We start from the raw sequence: 18521 nt of genomic DNA on the forward strand, positions 1-18521 counted from the left end.
CGGTGATGCGCTCAACCGCCATTCTGCGACGCGCGTTCGAACGCGTCGAGGATCGGCTTGAGCGCCGTGCGCTTCAACTTCAGCGCAGCCTGGTTCACGACGAGGCGCGACGAGATCGCCATGATCTCCTCGACCTCGACCAGATTGTTCGCCTTCAGCGTGCCGCCCGAGCTGACGAGGTCGACGATCGCGTCGGCCAGCCCGACCAGCGGCGCAAGCTCCATCGAGCCGTACAGCTTGATCAGGTCGACGTGCACGCCCTTCGCGGCGAAGTGTTCACGTGCCGTTTCGACGTACTTCGTCGCGACGCGCAGGCGCGCGCCCTGGCGCACGGCGCTCGCGTAGTCGAAACCGGCCGGCACGGCCACCGACATCCGGCAGCGCGCGATGTTCAGATCGATCGGCTGGTACAGGCCCGAGCCGCCGTGTTCGACCAGCACGTCCTTGCCGGCCACGCCGAAATCGGCCGCGCCGTATTCGACATAGGTCGGCACGTCGCTCGCGCGCACGATGATCACGCGCAGGTCGGGGTTCGTCGTCGGCAGGATCAGCTTGCGCGACGTTTCCGGATCCTCGGTCACCTGCACGCCGGCCGCGGCCAGCAGCGGCAGGGTTTCCTCGAAAATCCGGCCCTTCGACAGGGCGAGGGTCAGCGGCGCGGTCATGCTTGGCTCCCGGAAAGGCGGCGCACGTTCGCGCCGACGGCGGTCAGTTTGGCTTCCATGCGGTCGTAGCCGCGGTCCAGGTGATAGATGCGGTCGACGAGCGTCTCGCCGTCGGCACGCAGCCCGGCGATCACGAGGCTCGCCGACGCACGCAAGTCGGTCGCCATCACGTTCGCGCCCGACAGCTTCTCGACGCCCGTCACGAGCGCGGTGTTGCCGTCGATCGTGATGTTCGCGCCAAGCCGGTTCAGCTCCTGCACGTGCATGAAACGGTTCTCGAAAATGGTTTCGACGACCTGCGCGGTGCCCGTCGCGACCGTATTGAGGGCCATGAACTGCGCCTGCATGTCGGTCGGGAACGCCGGGTATTCCGACGTGCGGATCGTGACCGCCGACGGGCGGCGATCCATCTTCACGCGCAGCCAGCTGTCGCCTTCCTCGATCGACACGCCGGCTTCGCGCAGCTTGTCGATCACCGCGTCGAGGATGTGCGGGCGCACGCCCGTCAGCATCACGTCGCCGCCGGCCGCCGCGACCGCGCACAGGAACGTGCCGGCCTCGATGCGGTCGGGGATCACCGAATGGCGCGCGCCGTGCAGCCGCTCGACGCCCTGGATCACGAGGCGATCGGTGCCGATGCCGTCGATTTTCGCGCCCATCGCGACCAGCAAGTGTGCGAGATCGCTCACTTCCGGCTCGCGCGCGGCGTTTTCGATCACCGTCTCGCCGTCAGCCAGCGTCGCGGCCATCAGCAGGTTCTCGGTGCCCGTCACCGTGATCATGTCGGTCACGATGCGCGCGCCCTTCAGGCGCTTCGCGCGGGCTTCGATGAAGCCGTGCTCGATGCTGATCTCGGCGCCCATCGCCTGCAGACCCTTGATGTGCTGGTCGACCGGACGCGCGCCGATCGCGCAGCCGCCCGGCAGCGACACCTTCGCCTCACCGAAGCGCGCGAGCAGCGGCCCGAGCACGAGGATCGACGCGCGCATCGTCTTCACGAGCTCGTACGGCGCGACGAGGTTGTCGACGCGCGACGCGTCGAGCTGCACGCGGCAGCCGTCCGTCTCGCTCTTCACGCCCATCTGGTTCAGCACCTTCAGCGTGGTACGCACGTCCTTCAGGTTCGGCACGTTGTCGAGATCGACCGGATCGGCAGTGAGCAGCCCCGCGCACAGGATCGGCAGCGCGGCGTTCTTCGCGCCCGACACGACGATCTCGCCCGACAGGCGGTGGCCGCCTTCGATCACGAGCTTGTCCATCCCCTGGCCATGCGATTCCCCGTTGGCGGCCGGGTGTGCCGTGGCGACGCTCTGGACGGCGTCGCGCTCGTTGACGGTGACTTGCACTCAGTGATTTCCGGTTATGCGTTCTGCCATTCGGCGGGCGTCAGCGTCTTCATGCTGAGCGCGTGAATTTCCTGTTTCATGCGATCGCCGAGCGCCGCATAGACCAGCTGGTGCCGCTGGATCGGCCGCTTGCCTTCGAAGGCCGCCGACACGATCGTCGCGAAGAAATGCTGGCCGTCGCCTTCGACTTCCAGATGCGTGCAGGCGAGACCGCCGGCGATGTATTGCTTGACCTGTTCGGGAGTCGGCAACATGGTGTAAGGCTCCTGTCGGCGCGCGCCGCCCCGATGGCGGCCGCTGCCTGTCGATATCAATGACGCAGTTTGTAGCCGGTCGCGAGCAGCCGCATCGCGATCAGCGCGAGCAGCACGAAGAAACCGGTGACAATCGCGAGGCTCGCGAACGGGTTGATGTCGGACGCGCCGAAGAACCCGAAACGGAAGCCGTCGATCATGTAGAAAAACGGATTGAGACGCGAGATCTCGCGCCACACGGGCGGCAGCGAGTGCGTCGAATAGAACACGCCGGACAGGAACGTCAGCGGCATGATCAGGAAGTTCTGGAACGCGGCGAGCTGGTCGAACTTCTCGGCCCAGATCCCGGCGATCAGGCCGAGCGTGCCGAGGATCGCCGAGCCGAGCAGCGCGAACGCAATGATGAACAGCGGCGCCGCGAAATGCATCGGGATAAACCAGATCGTCACGACGAACACGCCGGCGCCGACCGCGAGGCCGCGCACCACGGACGCGAGCACGTACGCGCCGAAGATGTCGCGGTACGACAGCGGCGGCAGCAGCATGAACACGAGGTTGCCGGTGATCTTCGACTGGATCAGCGACGACGAGCTGTTCGCGAACGCGTTCTGCAGCACGCTCATCATCACCAGGCCCGGCACGAGAAAGCTCACGTACTCGACGCCCGGATAGACCTCGACGCGGCCCGACAGCGCGTGGCCGAAGATCGTCAAGTACAGCAACGCCGTGACGATCGGTGCGCACACCGTCTGGAACGACACCTTCCAGAAACGCAGCAGTTCCTTGTAGAACAGCGTTTGAAACCCACTCATGCCAATCCCTCGATGACGTCTGCCCCGTTCATCACCTGGACGAACACATCTTCGAGGTCGGCCTTGCGGACCTCGATCTCGTCGAACGTGCAGCCCGCCGCGCGGCATTGCGCGAGGATGCGTTCGACATCGTCGTAGCTCGTGAGGCGCAGCAGGTGCTCGCCCGGCGCGCGTGCGGCCGGGTCGGACTCCAGCCCGCGCAGCTCGGACGGCAGCGCGCCAGTCGCGAGGCGCAGGTACAGCTGCAGCCCTGCGAAACGGCGCAGCAGCGCGTCGGTGCGATCGAGCGCGACCACTTCGCCACGGCGCAGCATCGCTATGCGGTCGCACAGCGACTCGGCTTCCTCGAGGTAATGGGTGGTCAGCACGATCGTGTGGCCCTCGCGATTCAGCCGCGAGATGAATTTCCACAACGTCTGGCGCAATTCGACGTCGACGCCGGCGGTCGGTTCGTCGAGCACGATCACCGGCGGCCGGTGCACGAGCGCCTGCGCGACCAGCACGCGGCGCTTCATCCCGCCCGACAGCGCGCGCATGTTCGCATCGGCCTTCTCGGTGAGGTCGAGATTGGCCATTACTTCGTCGATCCAGTCGTCGTTGCGGCGCAGCCCGAAATAGCCGGACTGGATCCGCAGCGTCTCGCGGACGGTGAAGAACGGATCGAACACGAGTTCCTGCGGCACGACGCCGAGTGCGCGGCGCGCGCCACGGAAGTCCTTGACGACGTCGTGACCGCGCACCGAGATACTGCCTTCGTCGGCCCGGGCGAGCCCGGCGAGGATACTGATGAGCGTGGTCTTGCCTGCGCCGTTGGGGCCGAGCAGACCGAAAAACTCGCCTTCCTCGACCGACAGGCTGACGCCTTTGAGCGCCTGAAGCGATTTGTAGCGCTTCTTGACGTGACGGATTTCTATGGCTGACATGACTGTGCGCGACGCCAGGGCCGCGACGCCTATTCTGTGCTTGCTGCGAAAGAAAATGGGGGCCGGACGCCGATTGGCTGCCCCGCAAAACGCTTGATTATAGGGCAAACCGGCTGGTGGAGCCGGTGCGGGAGGCACGCGGCCTGAAGCTTGCGCGCGCCGGGCGGCGCGGCAGGCTCCGGTCGGACAGGGTCAATGTCGCCCGGTGCCTTCGATGAGCGCGTCGACGCCGTAGGCGCGCGCGAGGCTGGCGAGCTTCGGGGGGAGATTGAGGATGTCGAGGGTCGCACCGCGCGCTTTGGCGGCACGTTGCCATGCGAGCAGCACGGCGAGCGCGGACGAGTCGAACTGCGTCAGCGCCGCGCAATCGACGGCGGTTGCGCCCGCGCCGATGCGCACAAGACCGTCCGCGAGCGCGGACTTCGCGCTCGCGACGGTCAGCGAGGAGCCGGCTTCGAAGCCGCTCACGACGCTTGCTTGCCAGCGGCAAGTTGCTGGTTGCGCTGCGTGAGGAACTGGATCAGGCCGTCCACGCCGCTTTGCTGGATCTTCTCGTTGAACTGCTGCTGGTACGTCTGGATCAGCCACGCGCCGAGCACGTTCAGGTCATACACCTTCCAGCCGCTCGCCGACTTGTACAGGCGGTAATCGATCTGGACCGGCTGACCGTTGTTCATCGCCACCGTCTTGACCACGACATCGGTATCGGCCGGATCGGCGCGGAACGGCGGGTACTGGATCTGCTGGTCCGGCTTCAGTTGCGCCAGCGCGCCCGAATACGTGCGGATCAGCAGCAGCTTGAACTGCTCCTGAACCTGCTGCTGCTGCTCGGCCGTCGCCGTGCGCCAGTTGCGGCCCATCGCGAGCTGCGTGGTACGGCGGAAATCGGTGTACGGCAGGATGTCCTTGTTGACGATCGTAATGATGCGGTTGGTGTCGCCCTGCTTGATCGTCTGCTGCTTGACTTCGTCGAGCACCTGCTGCGTCGCCGTCTTGATCAGCACCTGCGGGTTCGACTGGTCGACTTGCGCTTGGGCCGCGCTGCCGAACGAGAACAGCGCCGCGAAAACGGGGATCAGGAACAGTTTTTTCATCATGGTGACCTGCATATGAGTCGATGCGTAGGTTGGAGCAGGTAGCTTACGCGCAAGTTCGCGCACGCTACCGACTGAATCGTTTCCGGCTGTAACGAATGTAAATCCGTCAGTGCAGCCGGATGCTCGGGAAGCGGAACCCACCCGGTGACGGCGGCGCCACCTGCATCGGCGGCACGGTCGTTGCGCTGGCCGGGTTCGGCGATTCGGCCGTGCCCGACGCCGGGGCGGCCACCGCCGCGCCCGACGCGCCTGCCGGTGCCGTCGCTCCGCCCGCTGCTGCCGCGCCTGCCGCCGGTGCCGCACCGTCTTCCGGCAGGTCGTACTTCGGCAGCGCATCGTTGCTCGACGTCGCGGCGGCTTCACCGCGCGCGTTGCTGATCAGCATCTGGCGGCGTTGCAGGTACGCGTTACGTACGAACGAATACTTGTCGAGCGCCGCGGCATCCAGCACGTCGCCCGCGCCGAGCAGGTTCGAACGCGTGTTGACGAGGTTGACACCGAACAGGCCCCAGCTCAGGCCGTCCGGCTTCACGTAGGTCAGCGGGTTGCCGACGTAGTCGACGCCCAGGCCGGCCGTGTCGCGCAGCGTGCTCGGGCCGAGCAGCGGCAGCACGAGATACGGGCCCGACGGCATGCCGTAGCGGCCCATCGTGATCCCGAAGTCGGCCGTGTGCTTCGGCAGCTTCGCGATCGTCGCGACGTCGAACAAGCCGCCGACGCCGAACACCGTGTTGATCACGACGCGCATGATGTCGCCGACACCGTCCGCGATCCGCAGCTGCACGATGTTGTTCGCCGCGATGTAGACGTCGCCGATGTTCGAGAAGAAGTTCGTCACGCTGTCGCGCACCGGCTGCGGCACCACGTACTGGTAGCCCTTCGCGACCGGCTTCAGCGCATACGTATCGACCGTGTCGTTGAACTTGTACATCGACCGGTTGAAGCCTTCGAGCGGATCGCCCTTGGTCGGCGTCTGCACGGTCGCGCAGCCGCTCAACGCGGCGACTGCCGCTACCGCCAGTGCGGCGTGCCTGATGCGGATCGTCTGCATGGTCATTACCCTCTGTATTCTCTCGTGTGGTTATTGGGCCGCCGAACCGGACGCGGCGGACACCGCCGACGCCGCCACCGGTGCAGGCGCGGCCGGCGCACCGGCTGCCGGCTTCGCACCGCCCGCGTCGGCGGCCTTGCTGTACAGGAACTGGCCGATCAGGTTCTCGAGCACGATCGCCGATTGCGTCATCGTGATCGTATCGCCCGACTTCAGCATTTCGGTGTCGCCGCCCGGATCGAGGCCGATATATTGCTCGCCGAGCAGGCCCGACGTCAGGATCTTCGCCGACGAATCCTTCGGGAACTGATACTGGCCGTCGACATCGATCGTGACAAGCGCCTGGTACGTATTCGTGTCGAAGCCGATCGACTTCACGCGGCCGACCACGACGCCGGCGCTCTTCACGGCCGCACGCGGCTTCAGCCCGCCGATATTGTCGAATTTCATCCTCACCGAATAGGTCGGCTGAAACGACAGCGAGCTCATGTTGCCGACCTTCAGCGCCAGGAACAGCACCGCGAGGAAGCCCACCACCACGAACAGGCCGACCCAGAAGTCGAGAGCAGTCTTTTTCATCGTCATCCCAAAATTTGGCTTGGCTGAGGCTTAGCTGAACATCAGCGCGGTCAGCAGGAAATCGAGGCCGAGTACGGCGAGCGATGCGAACACGACCGTCTTGGTGGTCGCGCGCGACACGCCTTCGGGCGTGGGCTTCGCTTCATACCCCTGATACAGCGCAATGAAGGTCACGGCGAACCCGAACACGATGCTCTTCAGCACGCCGTTGCCGACGTCGGCCCAGACCTGCACGCCGCCCTGCATCTGCGACCAGAACGCACCCGGGTCGACGCCGATCAGCACGACGCCGACGAAGTAGCCGCCGAGCACGCCGACCGCATTGAAAATCGCCGCCAGGAGCGGCATCGCGATGATGCCCGCCCACATGCGCGGCGCGATCACGTTCTTGATCGGATCCACCGCCATCATTTCGAGCGCGGTGAGCTGCTCGCCGGCTTTCATCAGACCGATCTCGGCCGTGAGCGACGTGCCCGCGCGGCCCGCGAACAGCAGCGCGGTGACGACCGGCCCGAGTTCACGCACGAGCGACAGTGCAACCAGCAGGCCGAGCGCCTGCTCGGAACCGTAGCGGTTCAGCGTGTAATACCCCTGCAGGCCGAGCACGAAGCCGACGAACAGCCCCGACACGGCAATGATCACGAACGAATAGTTGCCGAGGAAATGGATCTGCTTCGTGACCAGCCGCGGCCGGCGCAGCAGCGGGAAGAATTCCAGCACGAGGCGCACGAACAGCCGCGTGCCGTAGCCCGCGCGCTCGAGGCCGCCGATGACGTAACGTCCGATCGCGCTGATCATGCGCGCCCTCCGCCGAGCCCGAAATCCGCTGCGAGCGGCGGGCTCGTGTAATGAAATTTGAACGGGCCGTCCGGCGCGCCGTCGATGAACTGCCGCACGCTCGGATCGGTCGATGCGCGCAGCTCGTCGGGCGTGCCCTGCGCGAGCACGCCGCCGTTGGCCAGGAAATACACGTAGTCGGCGATCGCGAACGATTCGGGCACGTCGTGCGTCACGAGGATCGACGTGGCGCCCAGCGCCTGGTTCAGCGTGCGGATCAGGTTCGCGGTGATGCCGAGCGAGATCGGATCGAGACCCGCGAACGGCTCGTCGTACATGATGAGCTGCGGGTCGAGCGCGATCGCGCGTGCCAGCGCGATGCGGCGCGCCATCCCGCCCGACACCTCGGACGGCATCAGGTCGCGCGCGCCGCGCAGCCCGACCGCGTTGAGCTTCATCAGCACGAGATCGCGGATCAGGTCTTCAGGCAGGTCGGTATGCTCGCGCAGCGCGAACGCGACGTTCTCGAACACCGACATGTCGGTGAACAGCGCGCCAAACTGGAACAGCATGCCCATCTTGCGGCGCAGCGCGTACAGGCCGTCGCGCGTTTGCGCGCCGACATCGGCGCCGTCGAACAGCACCTGGCCGCGGCGCGCACGCACGAGGCCGCCGATCAGGCGCAGCACGGTCGTCTTGCCGCAACCCGACCCGCCCATGACCGCGACCACCTGCCCGCGCCCGAAGCGCAGGTTCAGGTTGGACAGGACGAGGCGGTCGCCGTAGCCAAAGTCGACGTCGCGAAGTTCCAGCAGTGTCTCGGTAGGAGTGGGGCTCACGGAGCTGACAGTCCTTTTACGCAGAACGCCGAATTATAGGGCCTGCCTTGGAATGATGTCGTGACGCCGCTTCAGCCCCTCCGGTCAATGATTGTCAAATTGTCCGGGAAAGCATTGTTGCAACGCGGCAATGGCGGCCCGATAGTCGGCCGCCCCCGTCACCGCACTGACCACCGCGACACTGCCGACGCCCGTTGCCAGTACGGCCGGCAGCGCGTCGAGCCCCACCCCGCCGATCGCGACGAGCGGCGCCCGCGCGCCCGCGAAGCGCGCATAACGGGCGATCCGCGCGAGGCCCTGTGGCGGCGCAGCAACGGCCTTGGTCGCGGTCGCGTACACCGGGCCGAGCGCGAGGTAGCTCGGGCGCTCGTGCAGTGCCCGCAACATTTCGTAATAACCGTGGCTCGAAAGTCCGAGCCGCAGGCCCGCGCGCGCGATCGCGGCCAGATCGGCCGTTTCGAGGTCTTCCTGGCCCAGATGAACGCCGTACGCCCCCTCTTCTACAGCGATCTGCCAGTGATCGTTGATGAACACGCGCGCATCGGGATAGCGGCGCCCGGCCGCGACCGCGCGCGCGATGTCCCGCCGCAAGGCGTCCGGCGTTGCGCCTTTCACACGCAACTGCACGGTCCGCACGCCGCAATCGAGCACGCGCTCGACCCATTCGGCGTCCGGCACGACCGGATAAAGGCCGAGTTGCGCGGGGCACGGCGCGAATGCCGGTTCGGGCGCGGCCGGCAGCCCGGCGACACGCGGGAACCGCGCGGCATCGACCGGCCACGCATCGGCGGCGCGCGTTTCGTCGCCGTCGCGCCAGGCCAGCGCCAGCACCAGCGCATCGACCGGCGCAAAGCCGCAATCGAGGAACGCGGCGAGCGCGGCAATCCAGTCGTCCGCGAGCGGATGCGCGGCGTCGAGCGCGTGGCGCGCGCCCGCCGTGCGCAGCACCGCGCCCTGCTCGTCGAATTCGATCGCGACCGCGCCCGGCGCCGCGGGCCGCGATGCGGCCGACGCACGCGCCTGCGCGGCGCGGTCGCCGGCCGATACGATCAGCACGTCGCCGTCGGCCGGCGCGTCGGGCACCGCAACGCAGAGCCGCCACGGCGCGGCGCCGCCCGGCCAGTCGCCGAGCCGCGCGCGAATCCGTTCGGCCGCTTCGGCCAGTTCGTCAGCCGGCGGCCAGAATGCATCCGCGAAACGCGTGCTCATGCGCCGCCTCCGTCCTGGTGCCAGAACGGCATCCCGACGACCGGGGTGCTCGCGTGCGCGGTCTCGCGCGCGTCCATCGGTCCGGCGAGATACGCGGCACGACCGGCCTCGACCCCCTGCGCAAACGCGCGCGCCATGATCTCGGGATGCGTGGCCTGCGACACGGCCGTGTTCAGCAACACGCCGTCGAAGCCCCACTCCATCACCTGGCACGCGTGCGACGGCACGCCGAGCCCCGCATCGACGATCAGCGGCACGTCGGGCAGCCGCTCGCGCAGCACACGCAGGCCGTACGGGTTCACGACGCCCTTGCCCGTGCCGATCGGTGCGCCCCACGGCATCAGCGCCTCGCAGCCGACGTCCAGCAGGCGCCGGCCGATCACCAGATCTTCGGTGCAGTACGGCAGCACCTTGAATCCGTCCTTGACCAGTTGCGCGGCCGCTTCGATCAGGCCGACCGGGTCGGGCTGCAGCGTGTAGTCGTCGCCGATCAGTTCGAGCTTGATCCAGTCGGTGCCGAACACCTCGCGCGCCATGTGCGCGGTCGTCACGGCTTCGGCGACGGTCTGGCAGCCGGCCGTGTTCGGCAGCAGCGGCACCGCGTGGCGCTTCAGCAGGTCGAAGAAGCCGGCTTCGGCCGTACCGCCCGTCATCTGGCGGCGCAGCGCGACCGTCACCATCCCCGGCCGCGACGCGGCGATCGAATCGGACAGCGACTGCAGCGACGGATAGCGCGACGTGCCGATCAGCACGCGGCTTGCGAAGGTTTCGCCGTACAGCGTCAACGCGTCGGCGGAGGTGTGGGACGTCATGTCGTTTTCCTGGAAGAGCGGGGACGATCCGGCGGCGCTCAGCCGCCCGCGACGGGGTGCACGACGTCGAGCTTGTCGCCCGCCGCGAGTGCGCGCGCCGCGTGCTGCGTGCGCGCGACGAAGTTGCCGTTCAGCGCGACCGCGTACGGCGGACGCGCGCCGTACGCGGCGAGCGCGTCGGACACCGTTGCGCCGTCGGGCAACGTCAGGGTCTGTTGGTTGATCTGGATATCCATGAGGCTTCGTCGAATTCGGTCGGCGGCGCGCGTCAGGCCGGCTGGCGCGCGTCGTTGCGGTGATGAAGGAGCGTCGGCCAGCGCGCCGCGTCGCGCCACGCGGCAAACGCGTCGGCGTCGCCGAACGTGCCGCCGAGCGCGGCTTCGGCGACCGCGACCGCCGCGTGCGCGACTTCCGGCGCGATCATGAAGCCGTGCCGGTACAGGCCGTTGACGGCGAGCGTCGACGCGCCGTCCCAGATCACCGCCGGGCGATGATCGGGCAGCGTCGGCCGGCACTGCGCATTGAGCTCGAGGATGCGCGCCTCGCCGAACGCCGGATGCACGGAGAACGCCGCGCTCAGCAGTTCGAGCGCGGAGCGCACGCTGACGGGCGACATGTCCTCGCCCTCCACTTCGGTCGCGCCGATCACATAGAGATCGTCCTGCTTCGGTGCGATGTACAGCGGGTAGCGCGGATGCAGCAGCCGCACGGGCCGGGTGAGCCCGATGCCGGGCGCGCGCACGCGCGCGACTTCGCCGCGGATGCCGCGCAACGCGGGCAGCGCGGGTTTCGCGCCGAGCCCGCGGCAATCGATCGTGAAATGCGCGGCGGGCAGGTTCGCGTCGTCGATCGTGACGTGCCAGTGCAGGTCGACGCCGCGCTCGGCGAGGCCGGCCGCGAGCGCGCGCAGCGCCTGGCGATTGTCGAGCTGGCCTTCGTTCGGCAGCAGCAGGCCGCGCGCGAAGCGGCCCGCGAGCACCGGCTCGGCCGCATCGACCTGCGCGCCGGCGAGCGTCACGAACCCGCTGTCGAACAGGTCGGCCGGCGCGTTCGCGCGCACGCGCCGCTCGAACAACGGCGCCTCCGCGCGATCCGCGTGATGCCAGACGACGAGCGTGCCGTGATGCTGGAAGAAGACGGGTTCGGGCAGTTCCGCGAGCCACTGCGGCCAGCGCGCGAGCGACGCGGCGCCGAGCTCGGTGATCAGCAGCTCCGCGCTCGCCGCTTCCGCGAGCGGCGCGAGCATCGCTGCCGCGATCCACGCAGCCGACTGCTCGCCGTCGGGGCCGCCGCGCTCGTAAAGCGCGACACGATGCCCGTCGCCAGCGAGCCGCCATGCGATCAGGCGGCCGACGAGGCCGCCGCCGAGCACCGCGAAGTCGGGGCGGGAATCCCGGGTGTTCATCGCGCACCCTCCGCGCAAGCGCGCACGACGAACGTCGATGCGCACGCACACGCGCCGCCGTGCGCGAACGCACGCGACATCGGGCCGGGAACCATGCAAAAGACTGAAGATTGTGCGGTCATCATTCCTTCCGTAACGCGCAAAGCGCGTACCCAAAAGGACGAAACCGGCAGCAAAGGCCGGCCGGGCGGGACAAGGGCGCTGACCATGTGGGATGGCAGCCAGCGCGACCCGGCGGGATCAGAAACTTCCCTCGCCGGTATTACCCGGATCGGGTGCGAAGGGTCTTTCTCAGCCTCATCGCGCTGGCTGGAACATCTGCCGGCCGCGCCACAAAGCACCCCTGTTTCGTCGTTGGCCATTAGACCATAAAAGCGGAAAGCGCCGCAAACTGTCCCCCTTGCGGCAAATTCGCCGTCGTGCCGCGCCGCTCTGGCACAATGCCCGCAGGCCGGCCGCGCGAGCGGCCGGTTGCCGCGTCACCGCCGGCCTTAAGTGCCGTTTAAGACGCGCGGGCGACCATCCGGACGCCCGCCGTCAGTCGGCGCCGCGTCCCGGCATGCCGTATCGCGGCGCGCGCCCGGCTTCGCCCGGCCCGCGCGCCGGCTACTCATCAGGAAGCACATGACCCAATCGATCGATCCCGTCCGCTCCGCCTCCGACGCGCCGCAGGACGAGCGCCCGGTATCCGCATGGAGCCTCATCAAGCCCTACTGGGTATCGTCCGAATGGAAAATCGCGTGGGGCCTGCTGGTCACGATCATCGCGATCAACCTCTGCGTGGTCTGGATCAACGTCCGGCTGAACAAGTGGAACGCGGAGTTCTACAACGCGCTGCAGTCGAAGGACGTCCACGACTTCCCGAACCTGCTGATGCAGTTCTCCGCGCTCGCGTTCGCCTTCATCATCCTCGCCGTATACGGCCGCTACCTGCGGCAGATGCTCGGCTTCCGCTGGCGCCAGTGGCTCACCGACCGCTTTCTCGGCCAGTGGCTCGGCGATCGCGCGTTCTACCGGATCGAACGTGACCGCCTCGCCGACAACCCCGACCAGCGGATCACCGACGACCTCCAGTCGTTCGCGACGACCACCCTCGCGCTGTCGCTCGACCTGCTGTCGACGGTCGTCACGCTCGTGTCGTTCATCACGATCTTGTGGTCGCTCGCCGGCGCGCTGACGATTTCGCTCGGCGCGACGCCGATCGCGATCCCCGGCTACATGGTGTGGGCGGCCGCGCTGTACGCGGTGATCGGCTCGCTGATCATCCAGAAGGTCGGCCATCCGCTCGTGTCGATCAACTACCAGCAGCAGCGCGTCGAGGCCGACTTCCGCTTCGGGCTGATCCGCGTGCGCGAGAACGCCGAGCAGATCGCGTTCTACGACGGCGAGAAGACCGAGACCGGCAACGCGCAAAACCTCTTCATGCGCATCCGCGACAACTGGTGGCGCGTGATGAAGTACACGAAGCGGCTCACGTTCGTGCTGAGCTTCTACGGGCAGATCGCGATCATCTTCCCGCTCGTCGTCGCCGCGCCGCGCTATTTTGCGGGCGCGTTCTCGTTCGGCGTGCTGATGCAGATCTCGTCCGCGTTCGGCACCGTCAGCGATTCGTTCTCGTGGTTCATCAACAGCTACTCGACCCTCGTCGAATGGCGCGCCACCGTCAACCGTCTGCGCGAATTCAAGCGCGTGATGGGCACGTCGCACCTGAAGGAAAGCCTGTCGCCCGCGACCGAGCACGGCGGCATCAACCTGCACTACGTCGACGACACGACGCTGTCGACGTCGTCGCTCAAGCTCGCGCTGCCGAACGGCAACGCGCTCGCGAACATCGGCAGCGTCACGATCGAGCCCGGCTCGCGCTGGCTCGTGATCGGCAAGTCGGGTTCCGGCAAGAGCACGTTCATGCGCGCGCTCGCGGGCCTGTGGCCGTTCGGCGACGGCGCGATCGATGCGCCGGTCGGTGCGCGGATGATGTTCGTGCCGCAGACGAGCTATCTGCCGATCGGCACGCTGAAGGCCGCGCTCACCTATCCGGCGATGGCCGACGCGTTCAGCGACGAAGCCTGCCGCGACGCGCTGCGCGCATGCCGCCTCGAGGATTACGTCGAGCGCCTCGGCGAGACCGCGCACTGGACCCGCGTGCTGTCGCCGGGCGAACAGCAGCGCCTGGCTGGCGCACGCGTGCTGCTGCACAAGCCCGACTTCCTGTTCCTCGACGAAGCGACGAGCGCGCTCGACGCCGACAACGAGGCACGCCTCTATCACCTGTTCGCCGAACGGCTGCCGAAGGCCGCGATCATCAGCATCGCGCACCGCGAGTCGCTGGCCGCGTTCCACGTCGGCACGATCAACGTCGAGCGCGTGAACGACAGCGACAAGGTCGCCGCGTAAGCGCACGCACCGCGCGCGGAGCGCGCTGATCACCGGCGCCGGTTCGGGGATCGGCGCGGCGTGCGCGCGGCGGCTCGCGGCGCCCCGCATGGCATTAGCGCTGCACGCGGACAAAGCGGCACGCGCCCGGCGCGCCGAAGTCGCCCGCGCGTACACCACGGCCGGCGCGGCATGTGTCACGCGCTCCAGCGATCTCGGTGAGCCCGGCTGGGCGATGTCGATGGGGTCGGGGAAGGTGGTGGCGGATCTCGTCACCGGGAGAGAATCTAAGCTCGGTCCATCGGGATTGACGCTCGCCCGCCGCGGATAGCAGGCCGGACGTCGCGCGACGTCGCCGAACCGATGCAGCGGCAAGCCCGCCTGCCGCATGACAAGGATGGCGGCCGGCCTTCGCCGGGCCTCGCCGAAGCGGCTCAACCCGCAGCCGCGCCGTCCGCCCGTGCAATCGGCGCCGACACGATCGGCCGATGCGACACCCCTTCGTGCGACAACCGGCTTTCGAACAGCGTGAGCGCGTCGAACCGCAGCGCGACCGGCCGCTTCACCGCACCGCCGTGCGCCGGCTGCCCGACCGCATCGTGCGGCAGCCGGGCAAGCGTCACGTGCGGTCGGAACGGCCGCCGGTCAGCCGGCACGCCGAGCTCGCGCAGCTTCGCGGACAGCGCGACATTCAACGCCGCACACGCCGGCTCGGCGGCCAGTTCCGCGACGATCAGCCGCGCGCGCGGCAGGCTCGGCCACCACGCGATCCGTTCGACCGGCACCAACGGCAGCGCATGCGCGGCCGCGAGCGCCGGCAGGTATGCGGCCAGCGCGTCGCAGCACGCCCGCTCGATCGCGCCGACGAACGCGAGCGTCACATGCAGTTGCGCGGGCAGCGGACGCCGCGCGCCACGGGTAACCGGCAACGCGTGCAGCGCGTCGCGCGATGCCACATCGGGCATCAGCGCGACGAACACGCGCAGCCGGTCGCCGTTCATGACTCGCGCACCACCGTACGCGGCACGCTGTCGGCATCGGCCACGGCCGGACGCTGCGGCAGCGGGCCATGCTCGCCCCACACGTCGGTCGGCAGCACGTTCGCGAGTTCCGGAATCGTGTTGCGCGTGAACACCGGATCGGCAACGCCTGCCGCGCGCTGGCGGCGATAGTCGGCCCACGCGGCGTGCGCATACTTGCCGAGCGCGAGGATCGCGATCAGGTTGATGATCGCCATCAGCCCCATGCTCGTATCGGCCATCGCCCACACGAGCGGCAGTTGCCCGACGCTGCCGAACATCACCATGCCGAGCACCGCGATGCGGAACAGCGGCAGCACGCCGCGCCGCTTCGTGATGAATTCGACGTTGCCTTCCGCATAGGCGTAGTTGCCGATCACCGACGAGTATGCGAAGAAAAAGATCGCGAACGCCATGTAGATGCCGCCCCAGCCGCCGACGTGGCTCGCGATTGCGCGCTGCGTGAGCGCCGCGCCTTCCATGCCGGTGCCCAGTTCGTACTGGCCCGACAGCAGGATCACGAAGGCGGTCGCGCTACAGATCACGATCGTGTCGACGAATACGCCGAGCATCTGGATCAGCCCCTGCACGACCGGATGCCGCGTGCTGGCGGTCGCCGCCGCATTCGGCGCGCTGCCCATGCCGGCCTCGTTCGAGAACAGCCCGCGCTTCACGCCCATCGCGACCGCCTGGCTGACCGCATAGCCCGTCAGGCCGCCCGCTGCCTGCTCGAGACCGAACGCGCTCTTCACGATCAATTCGATCACGCCCGGCACCAGCGCGATGTGCGTCGCGACCGCATAGACCGCGAGCGCGAGGTAGCCGATGGCCATCAGCGGCACGATCACCTGCGCAACCGCCGCGATCCGACGGATCCCGCCGAAGATGATCGGCGCGGTCAGCAGCACGAGCCCAAGACCAACGCTCGCGCGGCTCCAGCCGAACGACGTGTCGAACGCATCGGCGATCGCGTTGGCCTGCACCGCGTTGAACACGAAGCCGAACGCGAGGATCAGCGACAGCGAGAACAGCACGCCGAAGCCGCGCGAGCGCAGGCCCGTCTGGATGTAGTACGCGGGGCCGCCGCGATAGCTGCCGTCCGGGTGTGACACCTTGAAGATCTGCGCGAGCGTCGCCTCGACGAACGCGGACGACATCCCGACGAGCGCCGTCATCCACATCCAGAAGATCGCGCCCGGCCCGCCGACCGTCAGCGCGACCGCGACGCCGGCGATGTTGCCGGTGCCCACGCGGCTCGCGAGCCCGGTCGCGAACGCCTGGAACGACGAGATGCTGCCCGGCTCGCCCTTGCTGCCGACCAGCTTCATGCTGAGGAACAGCGCCTTCAGCTGGATCATCCGGAACCGCAGCGTGAACCACGCGCCCACGCCGAGCAGCAGCGCAATCAGCACGTAGTTCCACAACACGCCGTTGACGGTGTCGATCAGCCCTTGCACGAGTGCTTCCATCCAGAATCCTTGTAAATAGGGTCAGTCATATGTGACGGCCGCTCGCTTCACGGCCGGAGGGGCGACATGATATGACAATTTGCAAGGATCATTACAAAAACGAAAGATTTGTGATGCCGGGAAATCGCCGCCGGATGTGATCAGATTAGGCGACGCTTCGCGAAATTGCGGGGGCACCAGGATCTCGAAGCCGCGACACCGGGCCATGTCGCGATGCGCGCGGCGCGGTAGCAGCGCGCCGAAACGCCGGGTGCTCGCCCGCTACGGAGCGCGCTGCGCACGCGCGGTACGACACCGAATCGCACGCATAAAAAAAACCGGGCGCCCTTTCGGACGCCCGGTTTCTACGACGGCTACCGACCTGCGCTTATCGCGGCAGGCTCGAATGCCCCATCAGGTACGCATCGACCGACCGCGCACACTGGCGGCCTTCGCGGATCGCCCACACGACGAGCGACTGGCCACGGCGCATATCGCCCGCCGCGAACACCTTGTCGACCGACGTGTAGTACGAACGATCGCCTTCGGTCGCAGCACGTGCGTTGCCGCGCGCGTCCTTCGCGACGCCGAACGCTTCGAGCACGGGTGCCGCCGGCTGCGTGAAGCCCATCGCGAGCAGCACGAGGTCGGCCTTCATCTCGAACTCGGAGCCCGGCACTTCCTGCATCTTGCCGTCCTTCCACTCGACGCGCACTGCGATCAGCTTCTCGACCTTGCCGTTCTTGCCTTCGAGGCGCTTCGTCGCGACCGCCCAGTCACGCTCGCAGCCTTCCTCGTGCGACGACGACGTGCGCAGCTTGATCGGCCAGTACGGCCACACGAGCGGCTTGTTCTCTTCTTCCGGCGGCTGCGGCAGCAGCTCGAACTGCGTGACCTGCTTCGCGCCGTGACGGTTCGACGTGCCGACGCAGTCGGAACCCGTATCGCCGCCGCCGATCACGATCACGTGCTTGCCCTTCGCGAGCAGCTGGTCGACCAGCTTGTCGCCCGCGTTCACGCGGTTCTGCTGCGGCAGGAAGTCCATCGCGTAATGAACGCCCGCGAGTTCGCGGCCCGGCACCGGCAGGTCGCGCGGCGTTTCCGAACCGCCGGCGATCACGACCGCATCGAATTCTTCCTTCAGCGTCTCCGGCGAGATGGTTTCCTTCGCGAGGCTGCCGATCGACTCGGGCAGCGGATCCTTGCCGATGAACACGCTGGTGCGGAACGTCACGCCTTCCGCTTCCATCTGGCGCATGCGGCGGTCGATCAGCCACTTCTCCAGCTTGAAGTCGGGAATCCCGTAACGCAGCAGGCCGCCGACGCGATCGTTCTTCTCGAACACCGTCACGTCGTGGCCGGCACGCGCGAGCTGCTGCGCGGCGGCGAGGCCCGCGGGGCCCGAACCGACGACCGCGACCTTCTTGCCCGTCTTGTGCTCGGCCGGCAGCGGCTTCACCCAGCCTTCCGCCCAGGCCTTGTCGATGATCGCGTGCTCGATCGACTTGATGCCGACCGGATCGTCGTTGATCCCGAGCGTGCATGCCGACTCGCACGGCGCCGGGCAGATGCGGCCCGTGAATTCCGGGAAGTTGTTGGTCGAGTGCAGGACTTCGATCGCCTGCTGCCAGTCCTGGCGGTAAACGAGATCGTTGAAATCCGGAATGATGTTGTTGACCGGGCAGCCGTTGTTGCAGAACGGGATGCCGCAATCCATGCAGCGCGCGCCCTGGACCTTCGCGTCCGCGTCGGTCAGTGCCGCGACGAATTCCTTGTAGTGCTTCACGCGCGTGAGCGGTGCTTCGTACGCCTCGTGGCGGCGTTCGAACTCCAGAAAACCGGTTGCCTTGCCCATAAGGTGCTCTTCTGTTCGGTGTATCGGGTGGGGGAGCCGCGCGCGGCAATCATGCGC

19 protein-coding genes, 1 pseudogene and 1 riboswitch are annotated in these 18521 nt (G+C 67.6%); of the genes and pseudogenes, 2 read left to right on the forward strand and 18 right to left on the reverse strand.

The annotated features are described in order from the left end of the window. Positions 1-11 precede the first annotated feature (11 nt). From hisG to QZM67_RS23065, 15 genes are all read right to left on the reverse strand, one after another. Complete coding sequence (gene hisG, locus QZM67_RS22995) at positions 12-665, reverse strand: ATP phosphoribosyltransferase (RefSeq protein WP_043191773.1); 654 nt, start codon at positions 663-665, stop codon at positions 12-14. After that, on the reverse strand, positions 662-2011 hold the full coding sequence (gene murA, locus QZM67_RS23000; protein WP_301806896.1) for a UDP-N-acetylglucosamine 1-carboxyvinyltransferase: 1350 nt from the start codon (positions 2009-2011) through the stop codon (positions 662-664). Before murA ends, hisG begins: the two co-directional genes overlap by 4 nt. Before the next feature lie 14 nt (positions 2012-2025). Continuing rightward, positions 2026-2265 (reverse strand): BolA family protein, encoded by a 240-nt coding sequence (locus QZM67_RS23005; RefSeq protein ID WP_006477131.1) that lies wholly within the window; start codon positions 2263-2265, stop codon positions 2026-2028. A 56-nt stretch (positions 2266-2321) separates the two neighbouring features. Next, on the reverse strand, positions 2322-3077 hold the full coding sequence (locus QZM67_RS23010; protein WP_089460352.1) for an ABC transporter permease: 756 nt from the start codon (positions 3075-3077) through the stop codon (positions 2322-2324). Then, positions 3074-4000, reverse strand: a complete 927-nt coding sequence (locus tag QZM67_RS23015) for an ABC transporter ATP-binding protein (protein ID WP_011350722.1) — start codon at positions 3998-4000, stop codon at positions 3074-3076. The genes QZM67_RS23010 and QZM67_RS23015 overlap by 4 nt, the downstream gene beginning before the upstream one ends. Positions 4001-4192: 192 nt before the next feature. Continuing rightward, positions 4193-4468, reverse strand: a complete 276-nt coding sequence (locus QZM67_RS23020) for a lipid asymmetry maintenance protein MlaB (protein ID WP_043191779.1) — start codon at positions 4466-4468, stop codon at positions 4193-4195. Further along, positions 4465-5094: a phospholipid-binding protein MlaC gene (locus QZM67_RS23025; protein ID WP_175026504.1), complete on the reverse strand. Its 630-nt coding sequence runs from the start codon at positions 5092-5094 to the stop codon at positions 4465-4467. The genes QZM67_RS23020 and QZM67_RS23025 overlap by 4 nt, the downstream gene beginning before the upstream one ends. A 109-nt stretch (positions 5095-5203) precedes the next feature. After that, entirely contained in the window at positions 5204-6148 is a 945-nt protein-coding gene (locus QZM67_RS23030; RefSeq protein WP_089449840.1) for a VacJ family lipoprotein, read from the reverse strand. Between the two features lie 30 nt (positions 6149-6178). Beyond that, positions 6179-6727: an outer membrane lipid asymmetry maintenance protein MlaD gene (gene mlaD, locus QZM67_RS23035; RefSeq protein ID WP_175026503.1), complete on the reverse strand. Its 549-nt coding sequence runs from the start codon at positions 6725-6727 to the stop codon at positions 6179-6181. A gap of 30 nt (positions 6728-6757) precedes the next feature. Beyond that, a complete protein-coding gene (gene mlaE, locus QZM67_RS23040) occupies positions 6758-7525 on the reverse strand; it encodes a lipid asymmetry maintenance ABC transporter permease subunit MlaE (RefSeq protein ID WP_006477137.1) in 768 nt (255 codons plus the stop codon). Next, positions 7522-8343: an ABC transporter ATP-binding protein gene (locus tag QZM67_RS23045; protein WP_006477138.1), complete on the reverse strand. Its 822-nt coding sequence runs from the start codon at positions 8341-8343 to the stop codon at positions 7522-7524. The genes mlaE and QZM67_RS23045 overlap by 4 nt, the downstream gene beginning before the upstream one ends. Positions 8344-8427: 84 nt before the next feature. Then, on the reverse strand, positions 8428-9552 hold the full coding sequence (gene thiE / locus QZM67_RS23050) for a thiamine phosphate synthase (RefSeq protein ID WP_301806905.1): 1125 nt from the start codon (positions 9550-9552) through the stop codon (positions 8428-8430). After that, positions 9549-10364 (reverse strand): thiazole synthase, encoded by an 816-nt coding sequence (locus QZM67_RS23055; protein WP_043191787.1) that lies wholly within the window; start codon positions 10362-10364, stop codon positions 9549-9551. Before QZM67_RS23055 ends, thiE begins: the two co-directional genes overlap by 4 nt. 38 nt (positions 10365-10402) lie before the next feature. Continuing rightward, positions 10403-10600, reverse strand: coding sequence for a sulfur carrier protein ThiS (thiS, locus tag QZM67_RS23060; protein ID WP_043191789.1), 198 nt, complete (start codon positions 10598-10600; stop codon positions 10403-10405). A 32-nt stretch (positions 10601-10632) separates the two neighbouring features. After that, the gene (locus QZM67_RS23065) at positions 10633-11769 is read right to left on the reverse strand and encodes an FAD-dependent oxidoreductase (RefSeq protein ID WP_301806908.1); all 1137 of its coding nucleotides are present in this window, start codon (positions 11767-11769) and stop codon (positions 10633-10635) included. A gap of 231 nt (positions 11770-12000) precedes the next feature. After that, a riboswitch (TPP riboswitch) is annotated at positions 12001-12124 on the reverse strand. A 269-nt stretch (positions 12125-12393) separates the two neighbouring features. Here QZM67_RS23065 and QZM67_RS23070 point away from each other — a divergent pair. Both QZM67_RS23070 and QZM67_RS23075 read left to right on the forward strand, forming a co-directional pair. Continuing rightward, positions 12394-14163 (forward strand): ABC transporter ATP-binding protein/permease, encoded by a 1770-nt coding sequence (locus tag QZM67_RS23070; protein WP_301806909.1) that lies wholly within the window; start codon positions 12394-12396, stop codon positions 14161-14163. 25 nt (positions 14164-14188) lie between these two features. Next, positions 14189-14371: pseudogene (locus tag QZM67_RS23075) on the forward strand (short-chain dehydrogenase); the annotation flags it as partial. Between the two features lie 205 nt (positions 14372-14576). Here QZM67_RS23075 and thpR read toward each other — a convergent pair. The 3 genes from thpR to QZM67_RS23090 all read right to left on the reverse strand — a co-directional run bounded on the left by thpR (position 14577) and on the right by QZM67_RS23090 (position 18464). Continuing rightward, positions 14577-15143, reverse strand: a complete 567-nt coding sequence (gene thpR / locus QZM67_RS23080) for an RNA 2',3'-cyclic phosphodiesterase (protein ID WP_043191798.1) — start codon at positions 15141-15143, stop codon at positions 14577-14579. Further along, the gene (locus QZM67_RS23085; protein ID WP_301806911.1) at positions 15140-16630 is read right to left on the reverse strand and encodes a sodium:alanine symporter family protein; all 1491 of its coding nucleotides are present in this window, start codon (positions 16628-16630) and stop codon (positions 15140-15142) included. Before QZM67_RS23085 ends, thpR begins: the two co-directional genes overlap by 4 nt. Positions 16631-16997: 367 nt before the next feature. Further along, the gene (locus QZM67_RS23090; protein WP_043191801.1) at positions 16998-18464 is read right to left on the reverse strand and encodes a glutamate synthase subunit beta; all 1467 of its coding nucleotides are present in this window, start codon (positions 18462-18464) and stop codon (positions 16998-17000) included. Positions 18465-18521: the final 57 nt, after the last annotated feature.

This window comes from Burkholderia sp. AU45251, assembly GCF_030482905.1.
Classification (GTDB): Bacteria; Pseudomonadota; Gammaproteobacteria; order Burkholderiales; family Burkholderiaceae; genus Burkholderia; species Burkholderia aenigmatica.

Bases quoted from the DNA above. Each gene is read 5' to 3' on its own strand.
- QZM67_RS23065 (WP_301806908.1), bottom strand. From the start codon at position 11,769: ATGAACACCCGGGATTCCCGCCCCGACTTCGCGGTGCTCGGCGGCGGC.
- mlaD (WP_175026503.1), bottom strand. From the start codon at position 6,727: ATGAAAAAGACTGCTCTCGACTTCTGGGTCGGCCTGTTCGTGGTGGTG.
- QZM67_RS23090 (WP_043191801.1), bottom strand. From the start codon at position 18,464: ATGGGCAAGGCAACCGGTTTTCTGGAGTTCGAACGCCGCCACGAGGCG.
- thpR (WP_043191798.1), bottom strand. From the start codon at position 15,143: ATGAACGGCGACCGGCTGCGCGTGTTCGTCGCGCTGATGCCCGATGTG.
- hisG (WP_043191773.1), bottom strand. From the start codon at position 665: ATGACCGCGCCGCTGACCCTCGCCCTGTCGAAGGGCCGGATTTTCGAG.
- QZM67_RS23010 (WP_089460352.1), bottom strand. From the start codon at position 3,077: ATGAGTGGGTTTCAAACGCTGTTCTACAAGGAACTGCTGCGTTTCTGG.
- mlaE (WP_006477137.1), bottom strand. From the start codon at position 7,525: ATGATCAGCGCGATCGGACGTTACGTCATCGGCGGCCTCGAGCGCGCG.
- QZM67_RS23085 (WP_301806911.1), bottom strand. From the start codon at position 16,630: ATGGAAGCACTCGTGCAAGGGCTGATCGACACCGTCAACGGCGTGTTG.
- thiS (WP_043191789.1), bottom strand. From the start codon at position 10,600: ATGGATATCCAGATCAACCAACAGACCCTGACGTTGCCCGACGGCGCA.
- QZM67_RS23025 (WP_175026504.1), bottom strand. From the start codon at position 5,094: ATGAAAAAACTGTTCCTGATCCCCGTTTTCGCGGCGCTGTTCTCGTTC.
- QZM67_RS23055 (WP_043191787.1), bottom strand. From the start codon at position 10,364: ATGACGTCCCACACCTCCGCCGACGCGTTGACGCTGTACGGCGAAACC.
- QZM67_RS23030 (WP_089449840.1), bottom strand. From the start codon at position 6,148: ATGCAGACGATCCGCATCAGGCACGCCGCACTGGCGGTAGCGGCAGTC.
- thiE (WP_301806905.1), bottom strand. From the start codon at position 9,552: ATGAGCACGCGTTTCGCGGATGCATTCTGGCCGCCGGCTGACGAACTG.
- QZM67_RS23070 (WP_301806909.1), top strand. From the start codon at position 12,394: ATGACCCAATCGATCGATCCCGTCCGCTCCGCCTCCGACGCGCCGCAG.
- QZM67_RS23015 (WP_011350722.1), bottom strand. From the start codon at position 4,000: ATGTCAGCCATAGAAATCCGTCACGTCAAGAAGCGCTACAAATCGCTT.
- QZM67_RS23005 (WP_006477131.1), bottom strand. From the start codon at position 2,265: ATGTTGCCGACTCCCGAACAGGTCAAGCAATACATCGCCGGCGGTCTC.